24 protein-coding genes are annotated in these 23,815 nt (G+C 71.4%); 7 read left to right on the top strand and 17 right to left on the bottom strand.

Annotated elements, in window-relative coordinates; translation table 11 throughout:
- The first annotated feature begins 188 nt into the window (after positions 1-188).
- Both QFW96_RS05790 and QFW96_RS05785 read left to right on the top strand, forming a co-directional pair.
- Positions 189-1,004, top strand: coding sequence for a GPP34 family phosphoprotein (locus QFW96_RS05790; RefSeq protein WP_281454478.1), 816 nt, complete (start codon positions 189-191; stop codon positions 1,002-1,004).
- 22 nt (positions 1,005-1,026) lie between these two features.
- Entirely contained in the window at positions 1,027-2,502 is a 1,476-nt protein-coding gene (locus tag QFW96_RS05785) for an APC family permease (RefSeq protein ID WP_281454477.1), read from the top strand.
- Between the two features lie 57 nt (positions 2,503-2,559).
- Here QFW96_RS05785 and QFW96_RS05780 read toward each other — a convergent pair whose 3' ends face one another.
- Positions 2,560-2,772: a hypothetical protein gene (locus tag QFW96_RS05780; protein WP_281454476.1), complete on the bottom strand. Its 213-nt coding sequence runs from the start codon at positions 2,770-2,772 to the stop codon at positions 2,560-2,562.
- Between the two features lie 164 nt (positions 2,773-2,936).
- Between QFW96_RS05780 and QFW96_RS05775 the strand changes: the two genes are divergently transcribed.
- Positions 2,937-3,968, top strand: a complete 1,032-nt coding sequence (locus QFW96_RS05775; protein ID WP_281454475.1) for a DUF3616 domain-containing protein — start codon at positions 2,937-2,939, stop codon at positions 3,966-3,968.
- Position 3,969: 1 nt separating this feature from the next.
- On the opposite strand, the gene QFW96_RS05770 is transcribed toward QFW96_RS05775, so the two are convergent.
- The 3 genes from QFW96_RS05770 to QFW96_RS05760 are packed head-to-tail and all read right to left on the bottom strand — an operon-like array spanning position 3,970 to position 6,787.
- Complete coding sequence (locus tag QFW96_RS05770) at positions 3,970-4,605, bottom strand: LutC/YkgG family protein (RefSeq protein WP_281454474.1); 636 nt, start codon at positions 4,603-4,605, stop codon at positions 3,970-3,972.
- Complete coding sequence (locus tag QFW96_RS05765; RefSeq protein ID WP_281454657.1) at positions 4,602-6,035, bottom strand: LutB/LldF family L-lactate oxidation iron-sulfur protein; 1,434 nt, start codon at positions 6,033-6,035, stop codon at positions 4,602-4,604. The genes QFW96_RS05770 and QFW96_RS05765 overlap by 4 nt, the downstream gene beginning before the upstream one ends.
- A gap of 17 nt (positions 6,036-6,052) precedes the next feature.
- Positions 6,053-6,787 carry a (Fe-S)-binding protein gene (locus tag QFW96_RS05760; RefSeq protein ID WP_281454473.1) on the bottom strand — a complete coding sequence of 245 codons (735 nt, stop codon included), beginning with the start codon at positions 6,785-6,787 and terminating at the stop codon, positions 6,053-6,055.
- A gap of 144 nt (positions 6,788-6,931) precedes the next feature.
- Here QFW96_RS05760 and QFW96_RS05755 point away from each other — a divergent pair, with 144 nt between their 5' ends.
- Complete coding sequence (locus QFW96_RS05755; RefSeq protein WP_281454472.1) at positions 6,932-7,687, top strand: FadR/GntR family transcriptional regulator; 756 nt, start codon at positions 6,932-6,934, stop codon at positions 7,685-7,687.
- 202 nt (positions 7,688-7,889) lie between these two features.
- Here the strand turns inward: QFW96_RS05755 and QFW96_RS05750 are convergent, their stop codons facing one another.
- From QFW96_RS05750 to QFW96_RS05710, 9 genes are all read right to left on the bottom strand, one after another.
- The gene (locus QFW96_RS05750) at positions 7,890-8,690 is read right to left on the bottom strand and encodes an IclR family transcriptional regulator (protein ID WP_281454471.1); all 801 of its coding nucleotides are present in this window, start codon (positions 8,688-8,690) and stop codon (positions 7,890-7,892) included.
- A gap of 38 nt (positions 8,691-8,728) precedes the next feature.
- On the bottom strand, positions 8,729-9,112 hold the full coding sequence (gene pcaC / locus QFW96_RS05745) for a 4-carboxymuconolactone decarboxylase (protein WP_281454470.1): 384 nt from the start codon (positions 9,110-9,112) through the stop codon (positions 8,729-8,731).
- Entirely contained in the window at positions 9,109-9,867 is a 759-nt protein-coding gene (gene pcaD / locus QFW96_RS05740) for a 3-oxoadipate enol-lactonase (protein ID WP_281454469.1), read from the bottom strand. The genes pcaC and pcaD overlap by 4 nt, the downstream gene beginning before the upstream one ends.
- Positions 9,864-11,180: a 3-carboxy-cis,cis-muconate cycloisomerase gene (gene pcaB / locus QFW96_RS05735; RefSeq protein WP_281454468.1), complete on the bottom strand. Its 1,317-nt coding sequence runs from the start codon at positions 11,178-11,180 to the stop codon at positions 9,864-9,866. Before pcaB ends, pcaD begins: the two co-directional genes overlap by 4 nt.
- A 38-nt stretch (positions 11,181-11,218) precedes the next feature.
- Entirely contained in the window at positions 11,219-11,779 is a 561-nt protein-coding gene (gene pcaG, locus QFW96_RS05730) for a protocatechuate 3,4-dioxygenase subunit alpha (RefSeq protein ID WP_281454467.1), read from the bottom strand.
- Positions 11,779-12,531: a protocatechuate 3,4-dioxygenase subunit beta gene (gene pcaH / locus QFW96_RS05725; RefSeq protein ID WP_281454466.1), complete on the bottom strand. Its 753-nt coding sequence runs from the start codon at positions 12,529-12,531 to the stop codon at positions 11,779-11,781. Before pcaH ends, pcaG begins: the two co-directional genes overlap by 1 nt.
- A gap of 218 nt (positions 12,532-12,749) precedes the next feature.
- The gene (locus QFW96_RS05720) at positions 12,750-13,505 is read right to left on the bottom strand and encodes a CoA-transferase subunit beta (RefSeq protein ID WP_281454465.1); all 756 of its coding nucleotides are present in this window, start codon (positions 13,503-13,505) and stop codon (positions 12,750-12,752) included.
- Complete coding sequence (locus QFW96_RS05715; protein ID WP_281454464.1) at positions 13,502-14,323, bottom strand: CoA transferase subunit A; 822 nt, start codon at positions 14,321-14,323, stop codon at positions 13,502-13,504. Before QFW96_RS05715 ends, QFW96_RS05720 begins: the two co-directional genes overlap by 4 nt.
- 114 nt (positions 14,324-14,437) lie before the next feature.
- Positions 14,438-14,944, bottom strand: coding sequence for an NUDIX domain-containing protein (locus QFW96_RS05710; protein ID WP_281454463.1), 507 nt, complete (start codon positions 14,942-14,944; stop codon positions 14,438-14,440).
- Positions 14,945-15,128: 184 nt separating this feature from the next.
- Here QFW96_RS05710 and QFW96_RS05705 point away from each other — a divergent pair, with 184 nt between their 5' ends.
- Positions 15,129-16,574 (top strand): Nramp family divalent metal transporter, encoded by a 1,446-nt coding sequence (locus QFW96_RS05705; protein WP_281454462.1) that lies wholly within the window; start codon positions 15,129-15,131, stop codon positions 16,572-16,574.
- A gap of 93 nt (positions 16,575-16,667) precedes the next feature.
- Here QFW96_RS05705 and QFW96_RS05700 read toward each other — a convergent pair whose 3' ends face one another.
- Positions 16,668-17,618: a DUF3048 domain-containing protein gene (locus QFW96_RS05700; RefSeq protein ID WP_281454461.1), complete on the bottom strand. Its 951-nt coding sequence runs from the start codon at positions 17,616-17,618 to the stop codon at positions 16,668-16,670.
- A 185-nt stretch (positions 17,619-17,803) separates the two neighbouring features.
- Here QFW96_RS05700 and QFW96_RS05695 point away from each other — a divergent pair, with 185 nt between their 5' ends.
- Positions 17,804-19,123, top strand: a complete 1,320-nt coding sequence (locus QFW96_RS05695; protein WP_281454460.1) for a carboxypeptidase regulatory-like domain-containing protein — start codon at positions 17,804-17,806, stop codon at positions 19,121-19,123.
- 74 nt (positions 19,124-19,197) lie between these two features.
- On the top strand, positions 19,198-19,941 hold the full coding sequence (locus QFW96_RS05690) for an SDR family oxidoreductase (protein ID WP_281454459.1): 744 nt from the start codon (positions 19,198-19,200) through the stop codon (positions 19,939-19,941).
- Positions 19,942-20,128: 187 nt separating this feature from the next.
- Here QFW96_RS05690 and QFW96_RS05685 read toward each other — a convergent pair whose 3' ends face one another.
- Genes QFW96_RS05685 through QFW96_RS05675 form a run of 3 tightly spaced genes read right to left on the bottom strand, consistent with a single transcriptional unit; the run spans position 20,129 to position 23,724 of the window.
- Complete coding sequence (locus QFW96_RS05685; RefSeq protein ID WP_281454458.1) at positions 20,129-21,253, bottom strand: MsnO8 family LLM class oxidoreductase; 1,125 nt, start codon at positions 21,251-21,253, stop codon at positions 20,129-20,131.
- A 15-nt stretch (positions 21,254-21,268) separates the two neighbouring features.
- On the bottom strand, positions 21,269-22,606 hold the full coding sequence (locus QFW96_RS05680; protein WP_281454457.1) for an NtaA/DmoA family FMN-dependent monooxygenase: 1,338 nt from the start codon (positions 22,604-22,606) through the stop codon (positions 21,269-21,271).
- Positions 22,603-23,724, bottom strand: coding sequence for an LLM class flavin-dependent oxidoreductase (locus QFW96_RS05675; protein ID WP_281454456.1), 1,122 nt, complete (start codon positions 23,722-23,724; stop codon positions 22,603-22,605). Before QFW96_RS05675 ends, QFW96_RS05680 begins: the two co-directional genes overlap by 4 nt.
- Positions 23,725-23,815 lie beyond the last annotated feature (91 nt).

Raw genomic sequence — 23,815 nt, 5'->3', positions numbered from 1 at the left:
GTGGTGGTGGTGTCGTTCGGGTGGTTCCATCCTCGAACCTCGACTCAGGTGGAAGTCAATGCGCGTCCCGGTTGTTCCCGCCCGGTTCCGGCGCTGAGCGCGGACCGGTAAACGGACGGTTAGCCACCACAACGATTCGGCCACATCAGACGCCCGGCCGATGCGCGACCCGGCGTTGATCTTGAACGATGGGGTTCACCACGCGGAGTGCCGCCCTGGACACCTTCCGGAGTGCAACTCCCGCGACGAACGCGTTCTGGCTGGTGAAGGAGATCGACCACGTGTTGAAGGGCGTGGCCAGGAATGGCCGGAGCGTTTCCGAGCCCGACGGCACGCGGCTCCCGCTGCGCATCGCGGACCGGTTCTTCCTCGCCGCCCACAGCGGCGAGAACCGGATCTCGCCGCGCATCGACGCCGACCTGCTCGCCCTCGGGTGCTCGGGCGGGCTGCTCGCCGAGCTGATCGTGGAGGAGGAGATCGCCCTCACCCCCGACGTCCGACCCAGCGGCAACGGGCGCTGCCCCGACTTCCTGTCCTGGACGGTGCTGCGCGAGATCCGCCGCGAAGCCGGCCACGACCTGCGCACCTGGTTGGAGTACCTCGCCCAGACCTCCGTGGAGAAGGTCCGGTCGCGGCTGGTGCTCGTCGACGTGCTGCGGGAGGTCCCCATCTCCGGCGGGCTGCGCGGGGGAGCGGCCGCCGCCTGGCGCCTCGCCGACACCCGCCGCGGCACCACCGCCGAGCTCGAAGAGCTGTTCACCGGGACCGACACGGCCACCGGCAACGGCGTGATCACCGTGCCCGAACGGCTCACCGAGATCACCTTCGCGCTGCTGACCCGCGAGACCGGGGTGCTGCGCCACCTGCGCTTCAGCAAGAACGCGCTGCGGCAGGGGGAGTTCCGGATGAACTCGTGGGAATCGCTGCTGCCCGGAACCCTGCGCAGCCTCCTCCACGAGATCGGCGCGGCCCGCGGAGCGTCGGCGATCACCCCGCGGCACTGAACCGAGCACTAGGAGCGTGAACGTGCCCCCTTCGAAGGTGTCGGCGACGCTGGCCGGATCCCGGATGGGCGTGTTGTCGATCGTGTTCTTCACCGTGGCCGCCGGTGCCCCTGCCACCATCGTCGGCGGTGTGGCCGCCAACGGCTTCGCGGTCGCCGCCACACCCGGCCTGCCGCTCGGGTACTTGGTGGTGGCCCTGGTCGTCGGCGTGTTCGCGATCGGGTACGTGACCATGTCCCGGCACGTCGACAACGCCGGTGCCTTCTACGCCTACATCGCCAAGGGCCTGGGCCGGGCCGCCGGAGCCGGTGCGGGCGCGGTGGCCGTGGTGTCCTACCTGCTCATCCTCGGCGGGCTGGTCGGCGGTTTCGGCGTCGGCGCGGCCGACTTCGCCCGCCGCCTCACCGGCGCCGACCCGACCTGGTGGTGGTACTCGGCGGCGGCGATCGCGCTGGTGGCCGCGCTCGGGCTGCAGCGCATCGACGTCAACGGGCGCGTGCTGGCGCTGCTGCTGCTCGCCGAGGTGACGGCGCTCGTGGTCTACGACGTGGCGTTCGTGGCGGCCCCCGGGCCCGAGGGCCTCACCTTCGGAGCGCTGGACCCGTCGGTGCTGCTGACCGGTTCGGCCGGGGCGATCCTGCTCGTCGCCTTCACGGGGTTCATCGGGTTCGCCAACCTCACCGTGCTGGCCCGCGAGGCCCGCGATCCGCGCACCGTCATCCACGCCGCGGCCATCTCGCTGCTGGTCATCGGCGGGCTGTTCTCCGCATCCACCTGGGCGATGACGGTGGCGACCGGGCCCGGATCGGTCGTGGCCGCCGCCGACCGCGACTCCACCCGGCTGCTGTTCGCCCTGGCCGCCCAGCGGCTGCCCGCGACCCTGGTCGACGTCGGCAACGTCCTGTACCTGACCTCGATGTTCGCCGCCGCCTTGGCCTTCCACCACGTGTGCGCCCGCTACCTGTTCTCGCTCGGGCTGGAAGGCGTCGGAGCCCGCTGGTGGGTGCGCACCAGCGCCCGGACCGGTGCGCCGGTGGCCGGGTCGCTGGTCGCGACGGCGGTCAGCGCCGCGGCCGTCGCGGTCACCGCTGTGCTGGAGCTGGACCCGGCGGTGCACCTGTTCTCCCGGGGCGCCACGACCGGTGCGCTCGGCGTGCTGCTGCTGGTGCTGCTGACATCGGTGGCCGTCGTCGGGTTCTTCCGCCGCACCGGCGGTCACGGGCACGGCGCCTGGCCCACCACCATCGCGCCCGCGCTGGCCGCCGCGCTGCTGGCGCTGGTGCTGGTGGCGGCGGTGCTCTCGTACCGGACGACGCTGGGCGTCGCGCCCGGGCACGCGCTGGGCTGGGTGGTGCCGTCGGGTCTGGCGGGCGTCTTCGCCGTCGGATCGGCGTGGGGGATGCTGCTCAAGCGGGCGAAACCCGAGGTGTACGCCCGGATCGGAGCGGGCGCGCGGGCCACGGTCATGCGCAGCCCGGAGGCCCTCGCCCGGCGGTGATGATCGGTGACGACCGGCAGGGCACCCGGCTCCGTGCCCTGCCGCCGCCGCGGGGTGTCAGGTCTCGGCACCCACGTAGCGGAACTCCCAGGTTCCATCACCGTGCTTGCCGGAGCGCTCGTAGATCAGCCGAGGCGGTACGGCCTCGGGATTGCGAGCGCGGGCGGGCAGGGTGATGCGCGGGATCGGTTTGCCCGATGAGTCGGCCGAGACGGTCAGCTCCTGACCGTCCTGCGGCCCACCGCGGAGCCGGACCCGGATGTCTGGCACGGCGACCCCTTTCCTTCTCCCATGGACGCGTGGACAACGACATCGCCTAGGACCGCACCCCCGGCGCGACGGTTCCAGCAGTCACTTGATCGTGTGGGCGAGGAGAACATCCGGACTCCCTGATCGAGGAGCTCGTCGCGGAACCGCCTGGTAGAAAGCGATGGATGAACGTAGCACGAACGGTGCGCCTGATCTTCACCGCCGGGGCGGTCGAATCCGACACCCACGTCAACCTCTCCGCGGTGCGCACCGACGGCGAGCACCTGTGGATCGCAGGCGACGAGACCGCCACCGTCGAACGGCTCCGCTGCGACGACCCGGACCGGCCCGCCGAGTACCGCGAGCACGTCACCTTCCCGCTCGCCGACGTCGTCGACCTGCCCGGCGAGGCCGACGAGGAGGTCGACGTCGAGGGCATCTCCCGCAACGGCCCGTTCCTGTGGGTCGTGGGCTCGCACAGCGCCAAGCGGCGCAAGATCAAGGAGCACCACACCGACGCCAAGGCCGCCAAGCGGCTGGCCTCGGTCAGCGCCGAACCCAGCCGCCGCGTGCTCGCCCGCATCGCCCTGTCCGACGACGTGCCCGCCGAACGCACCCCCGAAGGCGCCCGCAGCGCCGCGCTGGGCAGGGGAGGGCTGATCGACCTGCTCGCCGACGACGACCACCTGGCCCCGTTCCTGTCCATCCCCGGCAAGGACAACGGGCTCGACGTCGAAGGCATCGCGGTGCACGGCGAACCCGGCCACGAGCGCGTCTACCTCGGACTGCGCGGCCCCGTGCTGCGCGGCTGGGCCGTGGTGCTGCTGCTCGAACCCCGCGAGGACGACGGCGAACTGGAACTGCGCAAGATCGACGACGAGCGCTACGCGAAGATCTTCCTCGACCTCGACGGACTGGGCATCCGCGACATGTGCGTGCACGGCGACGACCTGCTGCTGCTCGCCGGGCCTTCGATGGCCCTCGACGGTCCGGTCCGCGTCTACCGCTGGCCCGGCGCCGCCGCCCTCGACACCGCCGACGTCGTGCACCGCGCCGAACTCCACCGCGAGCTCGACGTCCCCCACGGCGAGGGCGACGACCACGCCGAAGGGCTGGCGCTGCTGCCCTCCGGGGAGCTCCTCGTCGTCTACGACAGCCCCGCCGCCCACCGCCTGACCGAACCCGGGGTGGTCCTCGCCGACGTCCTCCCGCTCTAGCTCAGGCCGACGGTGCGACCAGGACGTGGAGGGTTCGGGGGCCGTGGACGCCCTCGACCCGGTTGAGCTCGATGTCGCTGGTGGCCGAGGGCCCGCTGATGAAGGTCGTGGGGCGGGCCGGGTCCAGGCGGGCCAGGGCCGCCGGGACGTCGTCGGCGACCTGGGGCTCGGCGACGACGCACACGTGCAGATCCGGCACCAGGGTCACCGCGCGGCGGCCCTGGCCCGGGCCGTGGTCCAGCACGATCGTGCCGGTCGAGGCGATGCCCACCGCGGCTGTGGTGATCACCGCGTCGACCTGCTCCAACGCCGTCGTCGACGCCTCGGGGTCGACGAGCTCGAACTCCTCGCCCAGCGCCGCGGACCACGCCTGTGGTGCCCCGTCCGGGACGAGCAGGCGGCGCGCGCCCGCGTCCCGGACGATCCCGGCGATCCGGGAGACCACCTCATCGGCGGCAGCCCGGTCCACAGTGGCCTTGTAGTCGGCGACCGCCTCGCAGAACGCCGCCACCAGATCCGCCCGCGGGCGCGTGGAGCGGTAGTCGCGCGGTACCGCCGACAGCGGTGTGCGCTCGGTGTCGCGCAGCGCTCGACGAACCCTGCCCAGCACCGCCTCGCGCGCCGAATCCGACTTCATCGCCCGCCCCCTTCCTCGCCGCGGGTGCGCTGCCACCACGAGCGGAACGACTCCTGCGCCGGAGCGGGTGCGTCCCGCGCGTCGGTCCACCCCGACAGCGGACCCGGCAGCCGGCCGATCGTGCCGCGCCGTCCGATCACCTTCCGGCTCCACGACGCCACCTTCTGCACCGCCGCCAACCGCTTGGCGTCGCCGAACACCCACGACGCCAAGCCCATCAGCGCGTCCATCGGCTTGTCCTTCGCCGAGTGCTCCTCGACGACGCGAGTCCGCAGGTGCACCAGGAGGTCCGGGATGTCGATGGCCACCGGGCACACGTCGTAGCACGCGCCGCACAACGACGACGCGTACGGCAACGACTTGTCCACTTCGGACGCCGTGCCGCGCAGCTGCGGCGTCAGCACCGCCCCGATCGGCCCCGGGTACACCGAGCCGTAGGCGTGGCCACCCGTGCGCTCGTACACCGGGCACACGTTCAGGCACGCCGAGCAGCGGATGCAGCGCAACGCCTGGCGGCCCACCTCGTCGGCCAGCGCGTCGGTGCGCCCGTTGTCCAGCAGCACCACGTGGAACTCCTGCGGCCCGTCCCCGGCCGTGACGCCCGTCCAGGTCGAGGTGTAGGGGTTCATCCGCTCACCGGTGCTCGACCGCGGCAGCAGCTGCAGGAACACCTCCAGGTCCCGCCAGCTCGGCACCACCTTCTCGATGCCCACCACGCTGATCAGCGTCTCCGGCAGCGTCAGGCACATCCGCCCGTTGCCCTCGGACTCGACCACCACCAGCGTGCCGGAGTCGGCGACCGCGAAGTTCGCGCCCGAGACCGCGACCTTGGCCCGCAGGAACTTCTCCCGCAGGTGCCGCCGCGCCGCCTCGGCCAGCCGCGCGGGCTCGTCGGTGAGGTCCTCGGGAGCCGGGGTGCCGACGGCGCCCATCTCGCGGCGGAAGATCTCCCGGATCTCCGCGCGGTTGCGGTGGATCGCCGGAACCAGGATGTGGCTGGGCGTGTCGTGCCCCAACTGGACGATCAACTCGGCCAGATCGGTCTCCCACGCGTCGATCCCGGCCTCGGCCAGCGCCTCGTTGAGCTCGATCTCCTGCGTGGCCATCGACTTGACCTTCACGACCTCCCGCTCACCGGTCGCCCGGACGAGATCGGTGACGATCCGGTTGGCCTCCGCGGCGTCGCGGGCCCAGTGCACCGTGCCCCCGGCCTCGGTCACCGCGGTCTCGAACCGCTCCAGGTAGGTGTCCAGGTTGGACAGCGTGTGGGCCTTGATTGCCGCGCCCGCGTCGCGCAGCTGCGCCCAGTCGTCGAGCTCGCCGACCACGTCGGCGCGCTTGCGGCGGATCGTGGAGGTGGCGTTGGCCAGGTTGTGCCGCAGCTGCGAATCGGCCAGCTCCCGCTTGGCGGCGGTCGGGAACGAGGGCATCCCCAGGGGAGTGGCGCTCACCGCTGGTCTCCTTCCGTCGAGGCCAGGATCTCGGCCAGGTGCAGCACCCGGACGCCCGAGCGCTGCCGCGACAGCAGGCCCCCGATGTGCATCAGGCACGACGCGTCCCCGGCGCAGAGCACCTCCGCGCCGGTCTCGCGCACGTGCCGGGCCTTGTCGGCGCCCATCGCCACCGACACGTCGGGGTTCTTCAGCGCGAACGTGCCGCCGAACCCGCAGCACTGCTCTGAGGCGGGCAGCTCCACCAGGTCCAGCGAGCGCACCGCGCGCAGCAACCGCAGCGGGCGCTCGCCGACGCGCAGCAGCCGCGCCGAGTGGCAGGTGGGGTGGTAGGTGACGCGGTGCGGGAAGTAGGCGCCCACGTCGGTCACGCCCAGCACGTCGACCAGGAACTCCGAGAGCTCGTGCACCTTCGGCGCGGTGCGCTCCACCGCGCGGGTGAGCGCGCGGTCGCCGTCGGCGACCTGGGTGTGCTGGTGGCGCACCGAGGCCACGCACGAACCCGACGGCGCCACGACCGCGTCGTAGTCGGCGAAGGCCTCGACGAACGTCCGCACCGAGGAGCGGGCCTGCTTGCGGTAGCCGGTGTTGGTGTGCATCTGGCCGCAGCAGGTCTGCGCGGCCGGGAAGTCGACCTCGCACCCCAGCCGTTCCAGGAGCCGCACCGTCGCCTTCGGCGCCTCCGGGAACAGCGTGTCGCCGAGGCAGGTCGCGAACAGGGCCACCCTCATGCGCGCATCACCGGTTCCTCTCCGTCCTCGCCGGAATCCTCGCGCACCGAACGCCACGACACCCGACTTGTCGACCATTCTATGGTCCGACCATAGGCGGCACTTACCCTAGGGATCACGGACGGCGCGTGTAAAGGGGACCGAGTGAGCGGATTCGAAGCCGACGCGGGCGACGCCGACTGGCGTCCCGTCGCCCGCACCCGCACCTACGAGCTGGTCATCGACCGCGTCGAGGAGCAGATCGTCACCGGTGCGCTCAAGGTCGGTGACCGGCTTCCGGCCGAGCGCGACCTCGCCAAGATGCTCGGCGTCAGCCGCGCCGCGGTCCGCGAGGCGTTCCGCGCGCTGGAGGCCCAGGGCGTGCTGCGGATGGGAGTGGGAACCGGGCCCGACTCCGGCACGACGGTGGCCGCGCTGCCCAGCCAGGCGCTCACCCGGCTGCTGCGGTTGCACGTGGCGCTGGCCAACTTCCCCGTCGCCGACGTGGTGCGCGCCCGGCTCATGCTCGAACGGGAGAGCGCCCGGCACGCCGCCGCCCGCGCCCGGCCCGACGACCTGGCCAGGCTCGCCGAACTCCTCGACGAGATGGACTCACCCGACTGCGACCGGGCCCGGTTCAACGATCTCGACACCGAGTTCCACGTGCGCATCGCCGAAGCCGGCGGCAACCGCCTGGTCGCCGACATGACCATCGCGATCCGCGAGTCGATGCGCCGCCCGCTGCTGGCCGCCTTCGACGCCCTCGGCGACGACTGGGACCCCATCGCCGACGAACTCCGCGCCGACCACCGGGCGATCTACCAGGCCCTGCGCGACGGCGACGCCGAAGCCGCCGAGGAGCGCACCGCGGCCCACATCCGCGCCTTCTACCGCCACGGCTGGGCTCAGGACGACCTGTGAGCTCTTTTCGGCGTTGAGGTATCGCCTTGCTTGGCGGTGCGGGTAGCAGAACCTGATCGGCTCCGTGGACTCCGTGCGCCGTTCCTTGAGTTGCCAATTCGCGGCGTCCCGGCGTACTCGCCACGAAGCCGATCAGAACCCGCGGCGGTGCCAGTGCCTTGGGTGGTGAAAGGAGAATGCGGCGTCGCCGCATGGCAGGAAGCTAGCGCACCACGGCGCGGGACTGCGGCGAGACCGCCAGATCTCCGGCGATGCGCCCGGCGGTGGCCAGCAGCGGTGGCAGCAGGTCCTTCTCGGCCGCTTCGCGGGTGGTGCGGCTGGCGTGCGAGGAGATGTTCACCGCCGCCACCGCCCGGCCGTAGCGGTCCCGGATCGGAGCCGCGATCGAGCGCAGCCCCGCCTCCAGCTCCTGGTCGACCAGCGCCCAGCCCTGCTCGCGGACCCGCGCCAGCTCCTCCTGCAGCGCCTCGCGCCCGGTGATCGTGTGCGGGCCCAGTGGTGCGAGGTCGACCTGGTCGAGGTGGGCGCGCAGCCGGTCCTCGGGCAGGTCGGCCATCATCACCCGGCCCATCGACGTCGCGTAGGCCGGGAAGCGGGTGCCGATGTTGATCGAGACCGTCATGATCCGCGACGTGGGAACCCGCGCCACGTAGACGATGTCGGTGCCGTCGAGCACCGACACCGACGCCGACTCGTGCACCTCCGAGACCAGGCCCTCCAGGTGGGGCTGGGCGATCTCCGGCAGCGACACGCTGGACAGGTACGAGAACCCCAGCTCCAGCACCCGCGGCGTCAGCGCGAACACCCGCCCGTCGGTCCACACGTAGCCCAGGCCGACCAGGGTGTGCAGGAACCGGCGGGCCGCCGCGCGCGACAGGTCCGTCGCGCGGGCGACCTCCGAGAGCGTCATCTCCGGACTGGACTCGCTGAACGCGCGAATCACCGCAAGCCCCCGCGCCAGCGACTGCACGTAGCCGCTGCTGGTGTCGGACTCGGACTCCATCGATGATCCCCTCGTCGGCGGAACGGCCTCGGATGAAACTACCCCGGCTCTTCCTCGCTCAGGATCGTATTGGCGATGCCGAACGCGGTGTTGGCGCGGGGCACGCCCGCGTAGATCGCCACGTGCATCAGCACCTCCTTGATCCGCTCGGGCTCCAGGCCGTTGCGGCGGGCCGCGCGCACGTGCATCGCGAACTCGTCCTCGCAGCCGGTGGCGGCCAGGATCGCCAGCGTCAGCATGCTGCGGGTCGGCCGGTCGACGCCGTCGCCGGTCCACACCTCGCCCCACGCGTAGCGGGTGATGAAGTCCTGGAAGCCCTCGGTGAAGTCGGTCTTGCGGGCGTTGGCGCGGTCGACGTGCGCGTCGCCGAGCACCTCGCGCCGCACCGCCATGCCCGCGTCGTAGCGGCTCTCGTCGCTCACGCGGCACCCCCGAAGTGCTCCAGCAGCAACCGGTTCACGGCCTCCGGCTGCTCGGCGTTGGCCAGGTGCGCGGCGGGTGAGAGGACCTCGACCCGCGCCCCGGGCACACCGGCGGCGATGCGCTCGGCGTGCGACGGGGGAGTGGCAGGGTCCTCGGCACCGGCGATCACCAGCGTCGGCGCGGTGATCCCCGGCAGGCCGTCGGCGAGGTCCATCTCGGCGATCGCCTCGCAGCAGCCCGCGTAGCCCTCCGGGTCGGCGCTGAGGATCATGTCGGTGAACTTCTCCCGGATCTCCGGGTTCCCGACCGCGGCGGGGGTGAACCAGCGCGGCAGCGACGAGTCGACCATCGCCGCCATGCCGTTCGCGCGCACCGTCGCCGCCCGCTCCGACCACGACGGGCCGCCCAGATCCGCCGAGGTGCACAGCAACGCCAGCGAGGCGATGCGCTCCGGCGCGTTCTCGGCCAGCCACATCCCGGTCATGCCGCCCAGCGACACCCCGGCGAAGTGGGCTCGCTCGACGCCCAGCCGGTCCAGCAGCTCCAGCGCGTCGCCGCCCAGGTCGGCCAGCGAGTACGGGCCCGGCTCGGCCTTCGTGCCGCCGTGCCCGCGCTGGTCGTAGCGCAGCACCCGGAAGTGCTCGCGCAGCGCGGGGACCTGCTCGTCCCACAGGCGCAGGTCGGTTCCCAGCGAGTTGGACAGCACCACCACCGGAGCCCCCTCGGGCCCGGTCAGCTCGTGGTTGACGTTCAACGCTCCTCCATTCCGGTGTGCGCGGCCAAAGCCCGATCGATGAATTCCGACGCCGACCCCAGGTAGTCGCTCGCCGAGGTCGCCGCGACCACGTCGTCCTCCGAGAGCACCTCGCGCACCCGGGGTTCGGCGAGGAGCTCCGCGCGCAGCGTGCTGCCGTTCCCGGTGGTGCGCCGGCACAGCTCGGCGACCAGCGCTTGCGCGTCGGTGCGGCCCAGCGCGCCCATGAGTCGCCCTGCGGCGTTCTCCGCGAGCACCAGCCCGCGGGTGAGGTCGAGGTTCTCGGCCATCCGGTCCGGGTGAACCTCCAGGTCCTCCAGCAGTTCCCGCGTCCGCCGGGCCGCCGCTGCCGACAGGCGCAGCAGCTCGGTCAGCGGTTCCCACTCCGACTGCCAGGCACCGGCCGCGCGCTCGTAGGACTGCGGCATCGCCGACAGCAGCGTCGCCACCAACCCCGGAACGCGTTGGGTCGCGGCCGTGATCAGCACCGACGTGGCCGGGTTCTGCTTGTGCGGCATGGCCGAGGACCCGCCGGGCCTGCCCTCGGTGAGTTCGCCGACCTCGGTCTGGGCGTGCAGCTCCACGTCCAGCGCGATCTTGCCCAGCACCCCGCACGCGGTGCCGAGAGCACCCGCCAGCTCGGCGATCCGGGCGCGGTCGGTGTGCCACGGCAGCACCGGCTCGGCCAGCCCCAACCGCTCGGCGACCCCGCCCAGCACCTCGGTGCCGCCGTCGCCCAGCGACGCCAACGTGCCCGCCGCGCCGCCGAACTGCACCGCCGGACGAACCCGCCGCAGCCCGGTGATCGCCTCGTCCAGCGAGGTCAGCCAGCCGGCGCAGCGCAGCCCGAACGTCGTCGGAAGCGCCTGCTGCAGCAGCGAACGCGCGATGAGCACCGTCCCGCGATGCTGATCGGCCAGCCTCGCGCACTCCCGCGCCGCCGCCAGCAGGTCCTCGACGACCAGCTCCAGCACGTCGCGCGTCAGCAGCATCGCCGCGGTGTCGATGACGTCCTGGCTGGTCGCGCCCCGGTGCACGTGCGGACGCGACCCCGGGCCGACCGCCGCCGCGAGGTCCTTGACCAGCGCGATCACCGGCGTCGCTGAGGCCACCGCGCGATCGCCGATCGAGGCCGCGTCGAACAGCTCCGCGCGGCAGTGCGCCGCGATGTCCTCGGCCGCCTCGGGTGGCACGATCCCGGCCTTGGCCTGCGCCGCGGCGAGCGCCGACTCGAAGTCCAGCATCGCCTGCAGCCAGGCCGCGTCGCCGGTGCGCTCGGTGGCCTCCGGAGTGCTGAACATCGAACCGAACACACCCGACTCCTTCGATCTCCTGTGGACTGACCGCCCCATCAGACCGCGAAGAACACCGTTTCGCCATCGCCCTGCAGGCGGACGTCGAACCGCAGCCCCTGCTCGTCGGTGACGCCCAGCAGCGTGTCGCGCCGCTCGGCGGGCACCGCCGCCAGCACCGGGTCGGCGTCGTTGGCCGCCTCGCCGGGGAAGTACACGCGGGTCACCACGCGGTTGAGCATGCCCCGGGCGAGCACGGTCACGTCGATGTGGGGTGCCTCGGTCTCGCCGCCCGGGGTGGGAAGCGCACCGGGTTTGACCGTGCGGAACCAGAACCGGCCCTCGGTGTCGGTGGGGCAGCGGCCGAAGCCCTGCCAGCCCGAGGAGTCCGGGCGCGGGTCGTCGGGGTGGTCGAAACGGCCCTGCTCGTCGGCCTGCCAGATCTCGATCACCCCGTCCGGGACCGGATCGCCGTTGCCGTCGCGGAGAACGCCGTGCAGCACGAACGCGCCGTCGCGGTCGGCGGGCACGAGCTCGGGCCCGTCGTCCCACAGGATCCCGTCCGGCAGGGCGTAGAACGGGCCGACCGTCTGCGACGGGGTGGTGGCGGGAACGCCCATCAGTCGTCGTCCTCCTCTTCCTCGTCCTCGAACACGGTGGCCTGCGGGCCGCGCAGCACGATGTCCCACTTGAAGCTCAGCGCCCACTCGGGAACCGTGGAGTCCAGGTCGAACCGGGAGATCATCCGCTCGCGGGCCTTCTCGTCGCGCACCGAGTTGAAGATCGGGTCCTGGTAGAACAGCGGGTCGCCCGGGAAGTACATCTGGGTGATCAGCCGCTGCGTGAACGCCTGCCCGAACAGCGAGAAGTGGATGTGCGCCGGGCGCCACGCGTTGTCGTGGTTGCGCCACGGGTAGGCGCCGGGCTTGATGGTGATGAACCGGTAGTTGCCCTCGGCGTCGGTCATGCACCGCCCGGTGCCGGAGAAGTTCGGGTCCAGCGGAGCGGGGTGCCGGTCGCCCTGGTGCAGGTAGCGACCCGACGAGTTCGCCTGCCAGATCTCCACCAGCGTGTTCGGGATCGGCTTGCCCGCCGAGTCGAGCACCTTGCCGCTGACGATGATCCGCTCGCCCAGCGGCTCCCCGTCGTGCTGCGCGGTCAGGTCGTGGTCCTGCTCGCCGCACCGGTCCTGCCCCAGCAGCGGCCCGGTGACCTCGGTGAGGTTCTGCGGCAGGTACTGCAGCGGCTGCTTCGGGTGCCGCAGCGCCGAGGACCGGTACCCGGGGGAATCCAGCGGCGGGTGCGAACCCTCGTCGGGCAGGTACTCGGGCAGGATGAGACCGGAATCCGACCGAGTCTCATGAACAGTCATAAGTGGACTCCTTGAACTTGGGTCAAATCTCGGTGGTCCTTGTGCTTGGCGGTGCGGGTGGCGGAACCTGAGCGGCTCTCTGGCTCCGGGATCCGAGACTGATGTATTCCAATACACGGCGCTACGGCTGTCCTCACCAGAGAGCCGCTCAGAACCCGCGGCGGTGCCGGTTGCTTGCTTGGGGCAAAGAGGAAGCACCTTCGGTGCTTGCCTGACGGTTAGACCGTAGCTTTGAGGGCGCGCAGGACTTCCAGCTCGTTTTCACTGGGCGGATCCTGGGTGCCGAGGTCGTCCGAGACCTTGAGGTCCCAGCCCGCCGCTTCCTTGGCCTGCTCGACGGTGGAACCGGGGCTCAGCTCGGTGAGGGTGAGCTCGCAGGTGTCGGGATCCGGGCGCAGCACGCCGAGGTCGGTGATGACCTTGACCGGGCCCTTGCCGCGCAGGCCCAGCTCCTCGCGGTCGCCCTTGCCGGTGCCGTAGCCCAGCGAGGTCACGAAGTCCACGCGGTCGACGAAGCTGCGCGGGCTCATCCGCATCACGATCAGCACCTCGCGGCACGAGGCCGCGATCTCCGGGGCGCCGCCCGCGCCGGGCAGCCGCACCTTCGGGTTGCTGTAGTCGCCGCCGATGACGGTGGTGTTGATGTTGCCGAACTTGTCGACCTGCGCGCCGCCGAGGAAGCCGATGTCGATGCGGCCCGGCTGCAACCAGTAGTTGAAGATCTCCGGCACGCTGATCACCGAGTCGGCGGTGTCGGCCAGCACGCCGTCACCGATGGACAGCGGCAGCCGGTCGGGCTTGGCGCCCAGGGTGCCCGACTCGTAGATCAGCACCAGGTTCGGGGCGTGGGTGCGGCGCGCCAGGTTGGCCGCGGTGCTGGGCAATCCGATGCCCACGAAGCACTTCGCGCCGTCCTCCAGCGACCGGGCCGCCCCGACCGTCATCATCTCGTCGGAGGTGAACTCCAGGCTCATCGCGCGCTCCTCTCCGCACCGCGGACCTCGGTGGCCAGCCACTGCTCGAACCGCTCGCGGTCCCGGCCGATCGGATCCCACTCCTGGTAGTAGCTGTTGTCGCGTTCGTAGTAGCCCTGCGCGTACGAGGGGTGCGCGCCTCGCGGCACCTCGGCGACGGCGGTGACCGCCCACTGCGGCAGCACGACGGCGCCCGGCACCGGTTCGAGCTCGTCGACGATCTCCTCCACGGTCGCCAGCGACCGCGCCGAGGCCAGCACCGTCTCCTTCTGCACGCCGGTGATGCCCCACATCTGCACGTTGCCCGCCCGGTCGGCGCGCTGCGCGTGGATGATGCCCACGTCCGGGTTCACCGCCGGGACGGCGGTGAGGCGCTCGCCGGTGAACGGGCACTCGATCGGCTTGATCGTCTCGGTCTGGGCCGGCAGGTCGGTGCCGGTGTAGCCGCGCAGCACGGCGAACGGCAGCCCGGAGGCCCCGGCGGCGTAGCGGTTGGCCATGCCGGCGTGGCTGTGCTCCTCGATCTCCAGGGGCACCGGCCAGGAGTTCTGGATGGCGTCGCGGAAGCGGTGCAGCGAGCCGACGCCGGGGTTGCCGCCCCAGGAGAAGATCAGCTTGCGCGCGCATCCGGCACCGATCATCTGGTCGTAGACGATGTCCGGCGTCATGCGGATCAGCGTCAGGTCCTTGCGGCCTTGCCGGATGATCTCGTGTCCGGCGGCGACCGGGATGAGATGCGTGAAGCCCTCCAGCGCGACCGTGTCGCCGTCGTGGACGAGCTCCGCGACGGCCTCGCGAAGGCTCAGGATGCGTGCCACCCCGACCACCCCTTGTTGTGCGCATAGTGAACAGATGTGCTGCATGCGAACAATAGGGGAGATGCGAGGTCCCGGTCAAGAGAGGTCGTGCCTGGTCGACGCGCGGTGGAGGGGTCAGAGATCGCCGGACGGGGGCAGTCCCTCGGCGGGCAGCCCGAGCACGTCCACGGCCGCCTCGGCGGCGCAGGTGGCCTGCAGGTAGCCGGTCTCGCCCCAGGCCAGCAGGTCACCGGCCTTGCTCGGGTGCACCAGCAGGCGCCGGTAGGTGCGGCCGCTGTCCGGGTCCGGCGCGGGCGGGTAGGCGCACGAGATCACCGCGGCCATCCGGACCTGGGCGTAGGGGGAGATGCCGTCGTCGACGCGCTGGTACCCGAGGTAGTGCGGCTCGTCGATGTCGACGGTGACCTCTTCCATCGCCTCGCGGCGCAGGATGTCGGCGTAGGCGACCTCGCCCGGCTCCGGCCGACCGCCGGGCAGCGTGTGCTTGCTGCCGTCGAGGCGGATCAGCAGCCTGCCGTCGGGGACGAACAGGAACCCGTACACCTGCCGCACCGCCAGGCCCGCCGGAACGGGGTCGGTGTGCCAGGAGAACTTGGGCATCGGTGCGGGTCCCTTCGCCATCGAGTCAGAAAAGATCACTTTACCGGAGAGCGGCCTGACCGCACCGGCTTTCGGCGGGGTGTTTCCGCTGCGCACGGCTTTCGATTCGGACATTCGGGATGGATCCAGATGTGTGAGCTGGTTCACAAGCGGATGTCGGGTTGCTACACCTGATCGGCCGTATCCGCTCCACCCAGGAGGCACCGTGGCCATCCAGGACCGAGAGATACCGGAAGCAGGGGCCGTCGCCCGCGAACTGCCGAGCAAGTTCCTCCCCCCGGCCAGGTACCGGGACCTGCCCGAGCCGCGCCGGTTCCGGCAGATCTTCGGCGCCAGCATCATCCTCACCGCCACCGCGATCGGCTCCGGTGAGTTCGTGCTGTGGCCCTACATCACCAGCCAGGTCGGTCTCGTTCTCATGTGGACCGCCGTGCTCGGGTTCTTCATGCAGTACATCCTCAACATGGAGATCGAGCGGTACACGCTGGCCACCGGCGAGACCGCGGTCACCGGCTTCACCAGGATCTGGCCCCCGCTGGGCGTGCTGATCACCGTCATCGCGATCATCCCCAACCTCTGGCCGGGCTGGGCGACCGGCGCGGCGACGATCGTGACCTACGTGGCGGGCGCCGGAGCACCGGTGCCGATCGCGATCGTGGCGATGGTGGCCATCGGATCCGCGCTCACCCTGTCCAAAGTGGTCTACCGGACCGTGGAGCGCGTCGAGATGGTGCTGGTGGGCGGCATCGCGGTGTTCCTGGTGGTGGCGCTGTTCGTCGGCACCGGCCTGTCGGACTGGGCCGCCTTCGGCGCCAGCTTCGCCAGCGTGGGCCAGCTGCCGCCGATGGAGGAGGTCGGCGGCGTCGCCGCGCTGCTGGGCGCGATCGCCTTCGCCGGAGCCGGTGGCGGCAACAACCTCGTGCAGAGCAACTGGGTGCGCGACAAGCAGATGGGCATGGGGCAGTTCATGCCTCGGGTGACCTCGCCGTTCACCGGCGAGGAGGCCGCCGCGGCCGGGACCGGGCACATGTTCCTCGACAGCGACGACAACCGGCGCCGCTGGAAGGGCTGGTGGAAGGTCGCCAACGTCGAGCAGTTCGGCACCTTCTTCGTGCTCGGCTGCGGCACCCTGGTGATCATGTCGGTGCTGGCCTACGCCACGGTGTTCGGCCACCCGCTGCCCGAGGACGACTTCGACTTCATCAAGGCCGAGGGCGAGATCTTCGGGCAGAACTTCGGCCTCTGGTTCCAGATGGCGTTCTGGTGCGCCGGTGCGATCGCGCTGTTCTCCACCCAGCTGGGCATCATGGACTGGGTGAGCCGGTTGACCGCCGACACCGTCAAGGTCACGTTCTTCCGCGACAGCACCAAGGTCACCGAGAGCCGCATCTACTTCGCGGTGATCTGGGCGATGATCATCGCCGGGTCGGCGATCCTGCTGTCGGGCACCGAGGAACCGCTCGCGCTGATCCTGATCTCCTCGTCGGCGGGCGGCGTGGTGATGTTCCTGTACTCGATGCTGCTGATCGTCATCAACCGCCGGTTCCTGCCCCGGGTCATCCGCCTCGGCGGCTGGCGCCTGGTGATGATGGGCGTGGCTGTGGTCTTCTACGGCTACTTCTCCATCGCCCTGCTCATCGACCAGTTCTAGAGGGCTGTTCCGGTTGCGGCGCCAGCCGCTGTCTCAGGTGTGGGACTCAGCCGCCACCGCACCGCTGAGCAAAGCAACCTCAGGAGCGATTTCTTAGTTCGGCTCCAGCACCACCCAGACCTGGCCGGCCGCCACAGGCAGTGGTGCGCCGGCCTGGTCTGCGTAGGTGGTCGGGGCTTCGGGGGAGGGGCGGTTCCAGGTGCCCGTGTAGCTCTTGCCGTCGCGCAGCACGATCGCCTGGCCGCTGCCGATCGTCTCGGCGACCGGGGAGGTGTTGCCCGCCGCATCGCGCACCACCGAATCGTGGGTGCGGACCTTCTGGACGATCACCGTGGACACGCCCAGGCGTCCGCTGTTGACCGCGGCGTAGGGCTCGCCGTCCATCGAGATCATCCAGCGGCGGTTGTCGTGGTTGAAGAAGAACCCGGCGGTGGCCGCCGTGTAGTGGACCTCGTAGCGCTCGGTGGGCGCGCCCCCGGCGGGCGCGTCGCCGACGAGCGGGCGGGAGGCGCCCGACCAGGGCTGCCCGGGCGGGAGCTTGGTGGAGTCGACGAACAGGTTGTGCGGCACCGGGCGGGAATCGTCGCGGGAGTACGCGTCGGGCACGCGCGCGTCGGAGGCGTCGGTGAGCGGGGCCGCGTCGATCGTCGGCAGCACCTCGGGTGCGGCGCCGGAGTAGGCCAGGGTGGGGCGGCCGTACTGCGGCAGGATCTCGGCGTCGGTCTCGCGGGCGCTGCGCACCGGGCCGATGGTGGTGGGCTTGTGGGTGGCGAACAGGGCCAGGATGCGGCTCAGTCCGCCTTCGACGGGTTCGAGGTAGACCACGTCGGCGGCTTCCAGGCCCACCGGCGGGCGGCCCTCGGCAGCGTTGTCGATCTTGACGGCGACCACCGGCGGCCCGTCCGGCGCTCCCGCGCCGCCCTGCTGGTCGGAGGTGACGCCGCCGCCCTGCTGCGGTGGTGCCGGTGCCGGTTGGCACGCGCTGATGCCCGCGAGCGCGAGCGCGGCCAGTGCGGCGGAGAACGTGCGTGAGCGGATGCGCATGATGCCGCGAACTCCTTCCCCCCGCAGCTCAGACTACGTATCTGGAAAGAATTCGCATTTCGATCGAGGTCGTGGGCGTCGGGTGGGGCGCGATCCGGAATAAGTTAGTCTTGCTAATGGTTGTTCGAGTCAACCGTCTCCGGGTCCGGCGCACGGGAACCCCGTGCCGAGAAGAAGGAGGTTCCTTGACCGAGCCACAGCCACCCTCGACGGTGCGCACGCTGGTCAACACCCTGTGGTTCCCCGCGTTCTTCATCTGCGGGTTCATGCTCTGCTACCTACTGCCGCTGCACGCCCCGAAACCCCACGACATGCCGGTGGTCGTCGTCGGCGACCAGGCCGCGCACCAGCTCGCCACCACCTTCGAGGCGGCGATGCCCGGGGGCTTCGACGTCACGGCGGTCCCCGACGAAGCCGGTGCGCGCGAGGCCATCACCCAGCGCGAGGCCGTCGCCGGGTACGACCCCGACAACGGTGAGCTGCTCTACGCCAAGGCCAACGGGTCGGCGCTGATGATGATCCTGCAGCAGATCTTCACCCCCGTGGCCTCGGCCACCGGACACCACCTGGTCCTCACCGATCTCGCGCCCTCCGCGCCCGGCGACGTCATGGGCACCGGCCTGCTGTACTGCCTGCTGGCGATGAACATCCCGCCCTACGTCACGGTGATGATGCTGCTGCGCGCCGAACTGCGCACCCGCCAGAAGCTCGCCGCGCTCGTCGGTGTCGGCGCCTTCGCGGCCGTCGTCTGCTACAGCGCCGCCCTGGCGATGGGCGTGATCTACAACCGGCCGCTGCTGCTGCTCGTCGGCTTCCTGCTCACCCAGGCCGTCGGCTGGACCAGCTTCGGGCTGGTGCCCTTCGTCAAGCAGTTCCTGCCCGGCGTGGCGATGGGGACCTTCGTGCTGCTGAGCATGCCCTCCTCCGGCGGCGCGATCCCGAAGGAGCTGGTGCCACCGTTCTTCCAGGCGCTGCACGGGTTCCTGCCGCTGGGCCAGGCCGTCGACGCGATGCGCGGCATCCTCTACTTCGACGGCGTCGGAGCCCCGCGCGGCATCATCGGCCTGTGCTGCTGGTACGCCCTCGGCATCGCCCTGGTCGTCGGTCACCGGCTGTGGGTGCGGCGCAAGGGCGACCCGGCGGCCGTCACCGCGGCGGGCACCTACGAGCACGAGGACGACGGAGACGTCGTCGTCGACCCGGTGCTGGAAGCGCCGAAACCCCGCAAGCACCGGACGCTTTCGGGTACCGTCCGCGACGGCGACGGAACCCCGGTTCCCGGCGCGATCCTGACCATCACCGACCAGTCCGGGCTGCAGCTGGCCCGGCTGGTGACCTCCACCGACGGCGAGTACGAGGTCCACGACCTGCCCGAGGGCTTCGCGACCGTCGTCGTGTCCGCCCAGGGCAGGCGACCGGCCGTGGACCGCGTGCCCGTCCGCAGCGGGCGATCCGGTGACCAGGACTTCGTGCTGAGCACCGAACGACTGGCCGCGAGGAGGTAGGCACGTGTGGGACTGGCGCTGGGGCTACGGAGGCGGCTGGGGATTCTGACGCCCGGCCCTGCATCATGGAGCGCATGAGCAACGAGCGAGTCGCGGTGGTGACCGGAGCCGGAACCGGGCTGGGGCGGGTGATCGCCCGAGCCCTGCTCGCCGAGGGCTACCGGGTGGCGCTGGCCGGGCGCCGCCCCGAACCCCTCGCCGAGACCGCGGGCGAGTCCACCGCGGCCCGCGCGATCCCCACCAACGTCACCGACGCCGCCTCGGTGGCCGCCCTGTTCGACACCGTCCGGCAGGAGTGGGGACGCGTCGACCTGCTGGTCAACAACGCCGGCACCTTCGGGCCCGCCGGTGACGTCGGCGAACTCGCGCCCGACGACTTCGACGCCGTCGTGCGGGCCAACCTCACCGGCTCGTTCCTGTGCGCGCACCACGCGTTCCGGATCATGTCCGAGCAGGCACCGCGCGGCGGGCGGATCATCAACAACGGCTCGATCTCGGCCCACGCGCCCCGGCCGCGCAGCGTCGCCTACACCACCACCAAGCACGCGATCACCGGGCTGACCAAGTCGATCTCGCTGGACGGCCGGGCGCACGACATCGCCTGCGGTCAGATCGACATCGGCAACGCGGCCACCGACATGACCTCCGGCATCGCCACCGGCGCCACCCAGGCCGACGGCTCGGTGAGCCCCGAACCGACCTTCGACCCCCGGCACGTCGCCGACGCCGTCCTCTACATGGCCGGTCTCCCGCTGGAGGCCAACGTCCAGTTCATGACCATCACCGCGACCACCATGCCGTTCATCGGACGTGGCTGAGAACGCGCGGTTCTCATGAAAACCTCACCACCCCGAAGACCGGGGGACGGGGAGGTTTTCATGAAAACGTCCCCTCTCCTGGTGAGGGAGGTTTCTGGCGATAACTCCCTCACCACCGGAAATCCGAGGATTCAGCGGAAACGTCGGGTTCTCTGGAGGAGGGAAGTTTTCATGAAAACTGCGCGCCTCACGAGCCGGCCCAGGACTTGGCGAGGAGGTCGTAGGAGCGGACTCGGTCCGCGTGGTCGTGGGTGATGGTGGTGATGACGAGTTCGTCGGCGTCCGTGACGCGTCGCAGGGTCGCGAGCCGGTCGGCGACGTCGTCCGGGGTGCCGACGAACTGGGTGGCCAGCCGGTCGGCGACGACGTCGCGGGCTTCGTCGTCCCACTCGAACTCGGCGGCCTCGGCGGGGGAGGGGAACGGGATCGCACCCGCGCCCGCGCGGATGCTGTGCACCCACATGCCGTAGGGGGAGGCCAGTTCGCGGGCGCGCTCGGTCGTGTCGGCCACCACGACGTCCGCCGAGACCACCACGTGCGGCCGGTCCAGGTGGGCCGAGGGCCGGAAGTGCTCGCGGTAGGCCTCCACGGTCTCCAGCACCGTCGACGGCGTGATGTGGTAGCTCGCCGCGAACGGGATCCCCAATTCCCCTGCGGTGACGGCGCTCTCGCCGCCGCTGGAGGCCAGGACCCACATCTGCAGGTCGGCGCCCTCGGCCGGGTTGGCGCGCACCGGCTTCCCGTCCGGCCCGGGGAACCCGCCCTCCAGGAACCACCGCACCCGCTGGACCTGCTCCCGGTAGGTGAGCTCCTCTGCCGGGGCACCGACGAGCTCGGCCTGCTGGCGCAGGCGGGCCGCGTACTTCTCCGACCGCGCCACGGCGCGCGGTTTCGCCGGCACCACCAGCCCGTCGACCGTGCTGCCCTCGTGCTCGACCGGGGCGGTCAGCCGCTCGGTGAGCTCCCGGGTGCGCTTCTTGCCCGACCGGCCCACGCCCAGGTCCACCCGCCCCGGGTGCAGCTGCGCGAGAGTGCCGAACTGCTCGGCGACCGTCAACGGCGAGTGCTGCCCCAGCAGCACCGCGGCCGAGCCGACCCGGATCGTGCTGGTGACACCGGCGATCGCGGTCAGCAGCACCGCCGGAGCCGCCGAGGCGACACCCGGCGTGAGGTGGTGCTCGGCGATCCAGTAGCGGCGGTAGCCGAACTCCTCGGTGCGGCGCGCGAGGTCGAGCGTGTTGCGCAGGGCATCGGCTGCGGTCTGCCCGGAGACGATGGGCGAGAGGTCCAGGACCGACAGGGGGACTGGCATCGAAGCCTCCGGGCTCTAGGGAACGGGTGGCAGACCGAGGTTCTCGCGCAGCGTCGTCCCCGGGTACTCGGTTCGGTAGACGCCGCGCTCCTGCAGCAGCGGCACGACGCGATCGGCGAAGTCGTCCAGTCCGCCCGGCGTCAGGTGCGGTACGAGGATGAACCCGTCGGAGGCGTCCTCCTGCACGAACCGGTTCATCTCCTCGGCCACCGTCGACGGGCTGCCGATGAACGACTGCCGCGCCGTGACCTCGATGATCAGCTCCCGGATCGAGAGCTTCTCGGCCTCGGCGAGCTCGCGCCAGCCGCGGGCGGTGGCCAGCCGGTCGCCGAACATGCGGGTGCTCGCCCGGCCCTGGGTGATGGCGTCGCCGTCGACGACCGGGTCGAACTCCGGCAGCGGGCCGTCCGGGTCGAGCTCGCTGAGGTCGGTGTTCCACAGCTGCTCCAGGAACGAGATCGCGGTCGGGCCGCTGACCTGCTGCTCGCGGATGATCGCCGCCTGCTCCTGGGCATCGGCATCGGTGTCGCCGACGACCACCGAGGTCGCCGGGAACACCAGCAGCTCCTCGCGGTCGCGGCCGTGCGCGGCCAGCCGGGACTTGACGTCGGCGTAGAAGTCCTTGCCCGCCTGCAACGTCGAGTGCCTGGTGAAGATCGCGTCTGCCGCCGAGGCCGCGAACTCCCGCCCGGCCTCGGAATCCCCCGCCTGGAAGATCACCGGCCTTCCCTGCGGGCTGCGCGGCACGGTGAACCGGCCGCGGATGTCGAAGTGCGCGTCGGAGTGCTCGAACTCCCCGGCGCGCGGATCGGACAGGAACGCACCGGAGTCCTTGTCGGCGAGGATCTCGTCGCCGCGCCACGAGTCGAACAGCTCCGTCGCGGTCTCCAGGAACCGCCGCGCGCGCTCGTAGCGCTGGTCCTCCGGCAGGAACCCGCCGCGCCGGAAGTTCTCGCCGGTGAACGCGTCCCACGACGTCACCACGTTCCACGCCGCCCGTCCCGCCGAGAGGTGGTCCAGGCTGGCGAACTGGCGCGCCACCTCGTAGGGCTCGTTGAACGTGGAGTTGATGGTGCCCGCCAGCCCCAGCCGGTCGGTCGTCCCGGCCAACGCCGCCAGCACCGTGAACGTGTCCGGCCGTCCCACGACGTCGAGGTCGTGGATGCGTCCGGCGTGCTCGCGCAGCCGCAGGCCCTCGGCGAGGAACAGGAAGTCGAACCGCGCCCGCTCGGCGGTGCCGGCCAGGTGGGTGAACGAGGAGAACTCGATCTGGCTCAGCGATCGCGGATCGCTCCACACCGTCGTGTTGTTGACGCCGGGGAAGTGCGCGGCGAGATGGATCTGCTTGGTCACGGCGTGCCTCCAGCGCTCGCGTAGCGGTTGACCGGCCGGGCCAGCCCCAGCCGGTCGCGCAGCGTCCCGGCGTCGTAGCCGGTGCGGAACACCCCGCGCCGCTGCAGCTCCGGCACCAGCTCGTCGGTGATGGCGGCCAGGTCGACGGGAAGCTCACCCGGGTGCAGCCGGAACCCCGTCACGCCACGTTCGGCCAGCTCCGCCAGCAGGTCGGCCAAATCCCGCGCGTCGCCGACGAACTCGGGCAGGTCCGATGTGGACGGATCGAGAGAGTCGAGACGTGCCTTGCGCTCCGCGGCGTCGGTTCCCAGGTGGACCACCAGGTCCCCGAAGACGGGCAGCGCACCGGCCAGGGCCACCGCCCGGTCCGCGACGCCCGGGTCGGGCAGCGGGGTGAACACCACGTCCGCGGAGCGGCGGGCGAAGCCGAACCCGGCCTCGTCCGAGGCGGTCGCGGTCACCAGCGGCTGCCCCTGGGGCGGGCGGGGCGTGATCGACGGGCCCTTGACGCTGAACCACTCGCCCCGGAAGTCGATGTGGTGCAGCTTGTCCCGGTCGATGAACCGGCCGGTGGCCACGTCGCGGATCTCCGCGTCGTCCTCCCAGGAGTCCCACAACCGGCGCACCACCTCCACGTGATCGGCGGCCTCGTCGAGCAGCCGATCCGGCTCGATCGCGCGGCGACCGAAGTGCGCGTTGTCCCCGGCGCTCGCGCTGACCTGCGGCAACCAGCCGGCCCGGCCGCCGGAGACGTAGTCCAGCGTCGCGATCGCCTTGGAGATGTGGAACGGCTCGGTGTGGGTCACCACGGCGACCGGGACCAGCCCGACGTGCCGGGTCCGGGGCGCGACGCGCGCCGCGATCAGCCCGGCGTCGAGCCGGCCGCGCACCCGGTCGGTGCGCTCGTCGGGGCCGTCCGGATCGCTGGACTGCGGGCCCAGCGAGTCGGCGAACGTGACGAGGTCCAGCAACCCGGACTCGGCGCGCGAAACCAGGTCCAGCCAGTACCCGGCGGTGAACAGGTCCTCGGGTCTGGCCTGCGCGGACCGCCACGAGGCCGGGTGCGCGCCGGTCCCGTCGAGGGCCACGGCCAGATGCCACTGCGTGGGTTGAACCATCCTCGTGTCCTCCCTGCGCCTGCTGCGCGGGTCGAGGGGTGGGAACGCCGCTGCGATGCGGTTCGGGAATTACCGCTCGACCCGGTCACGA

The organism is Saccharopolyspora ipomoeae, assembly GCF_029952525.1.
In the GTDB taxonomy this organism is placed as follows: domain Bacteria; phylum Actinomycetota; class Actinomycetes; order Mycobacteriales; family Pseudonocardiaceae; genus Saccharopolyspora; species Saccharopolyspora ipomoeae.
Note: the sequence above shows the minus strand (reverse complement) of the source record. Positions and strands in the feature narration are given on the sequence as shown.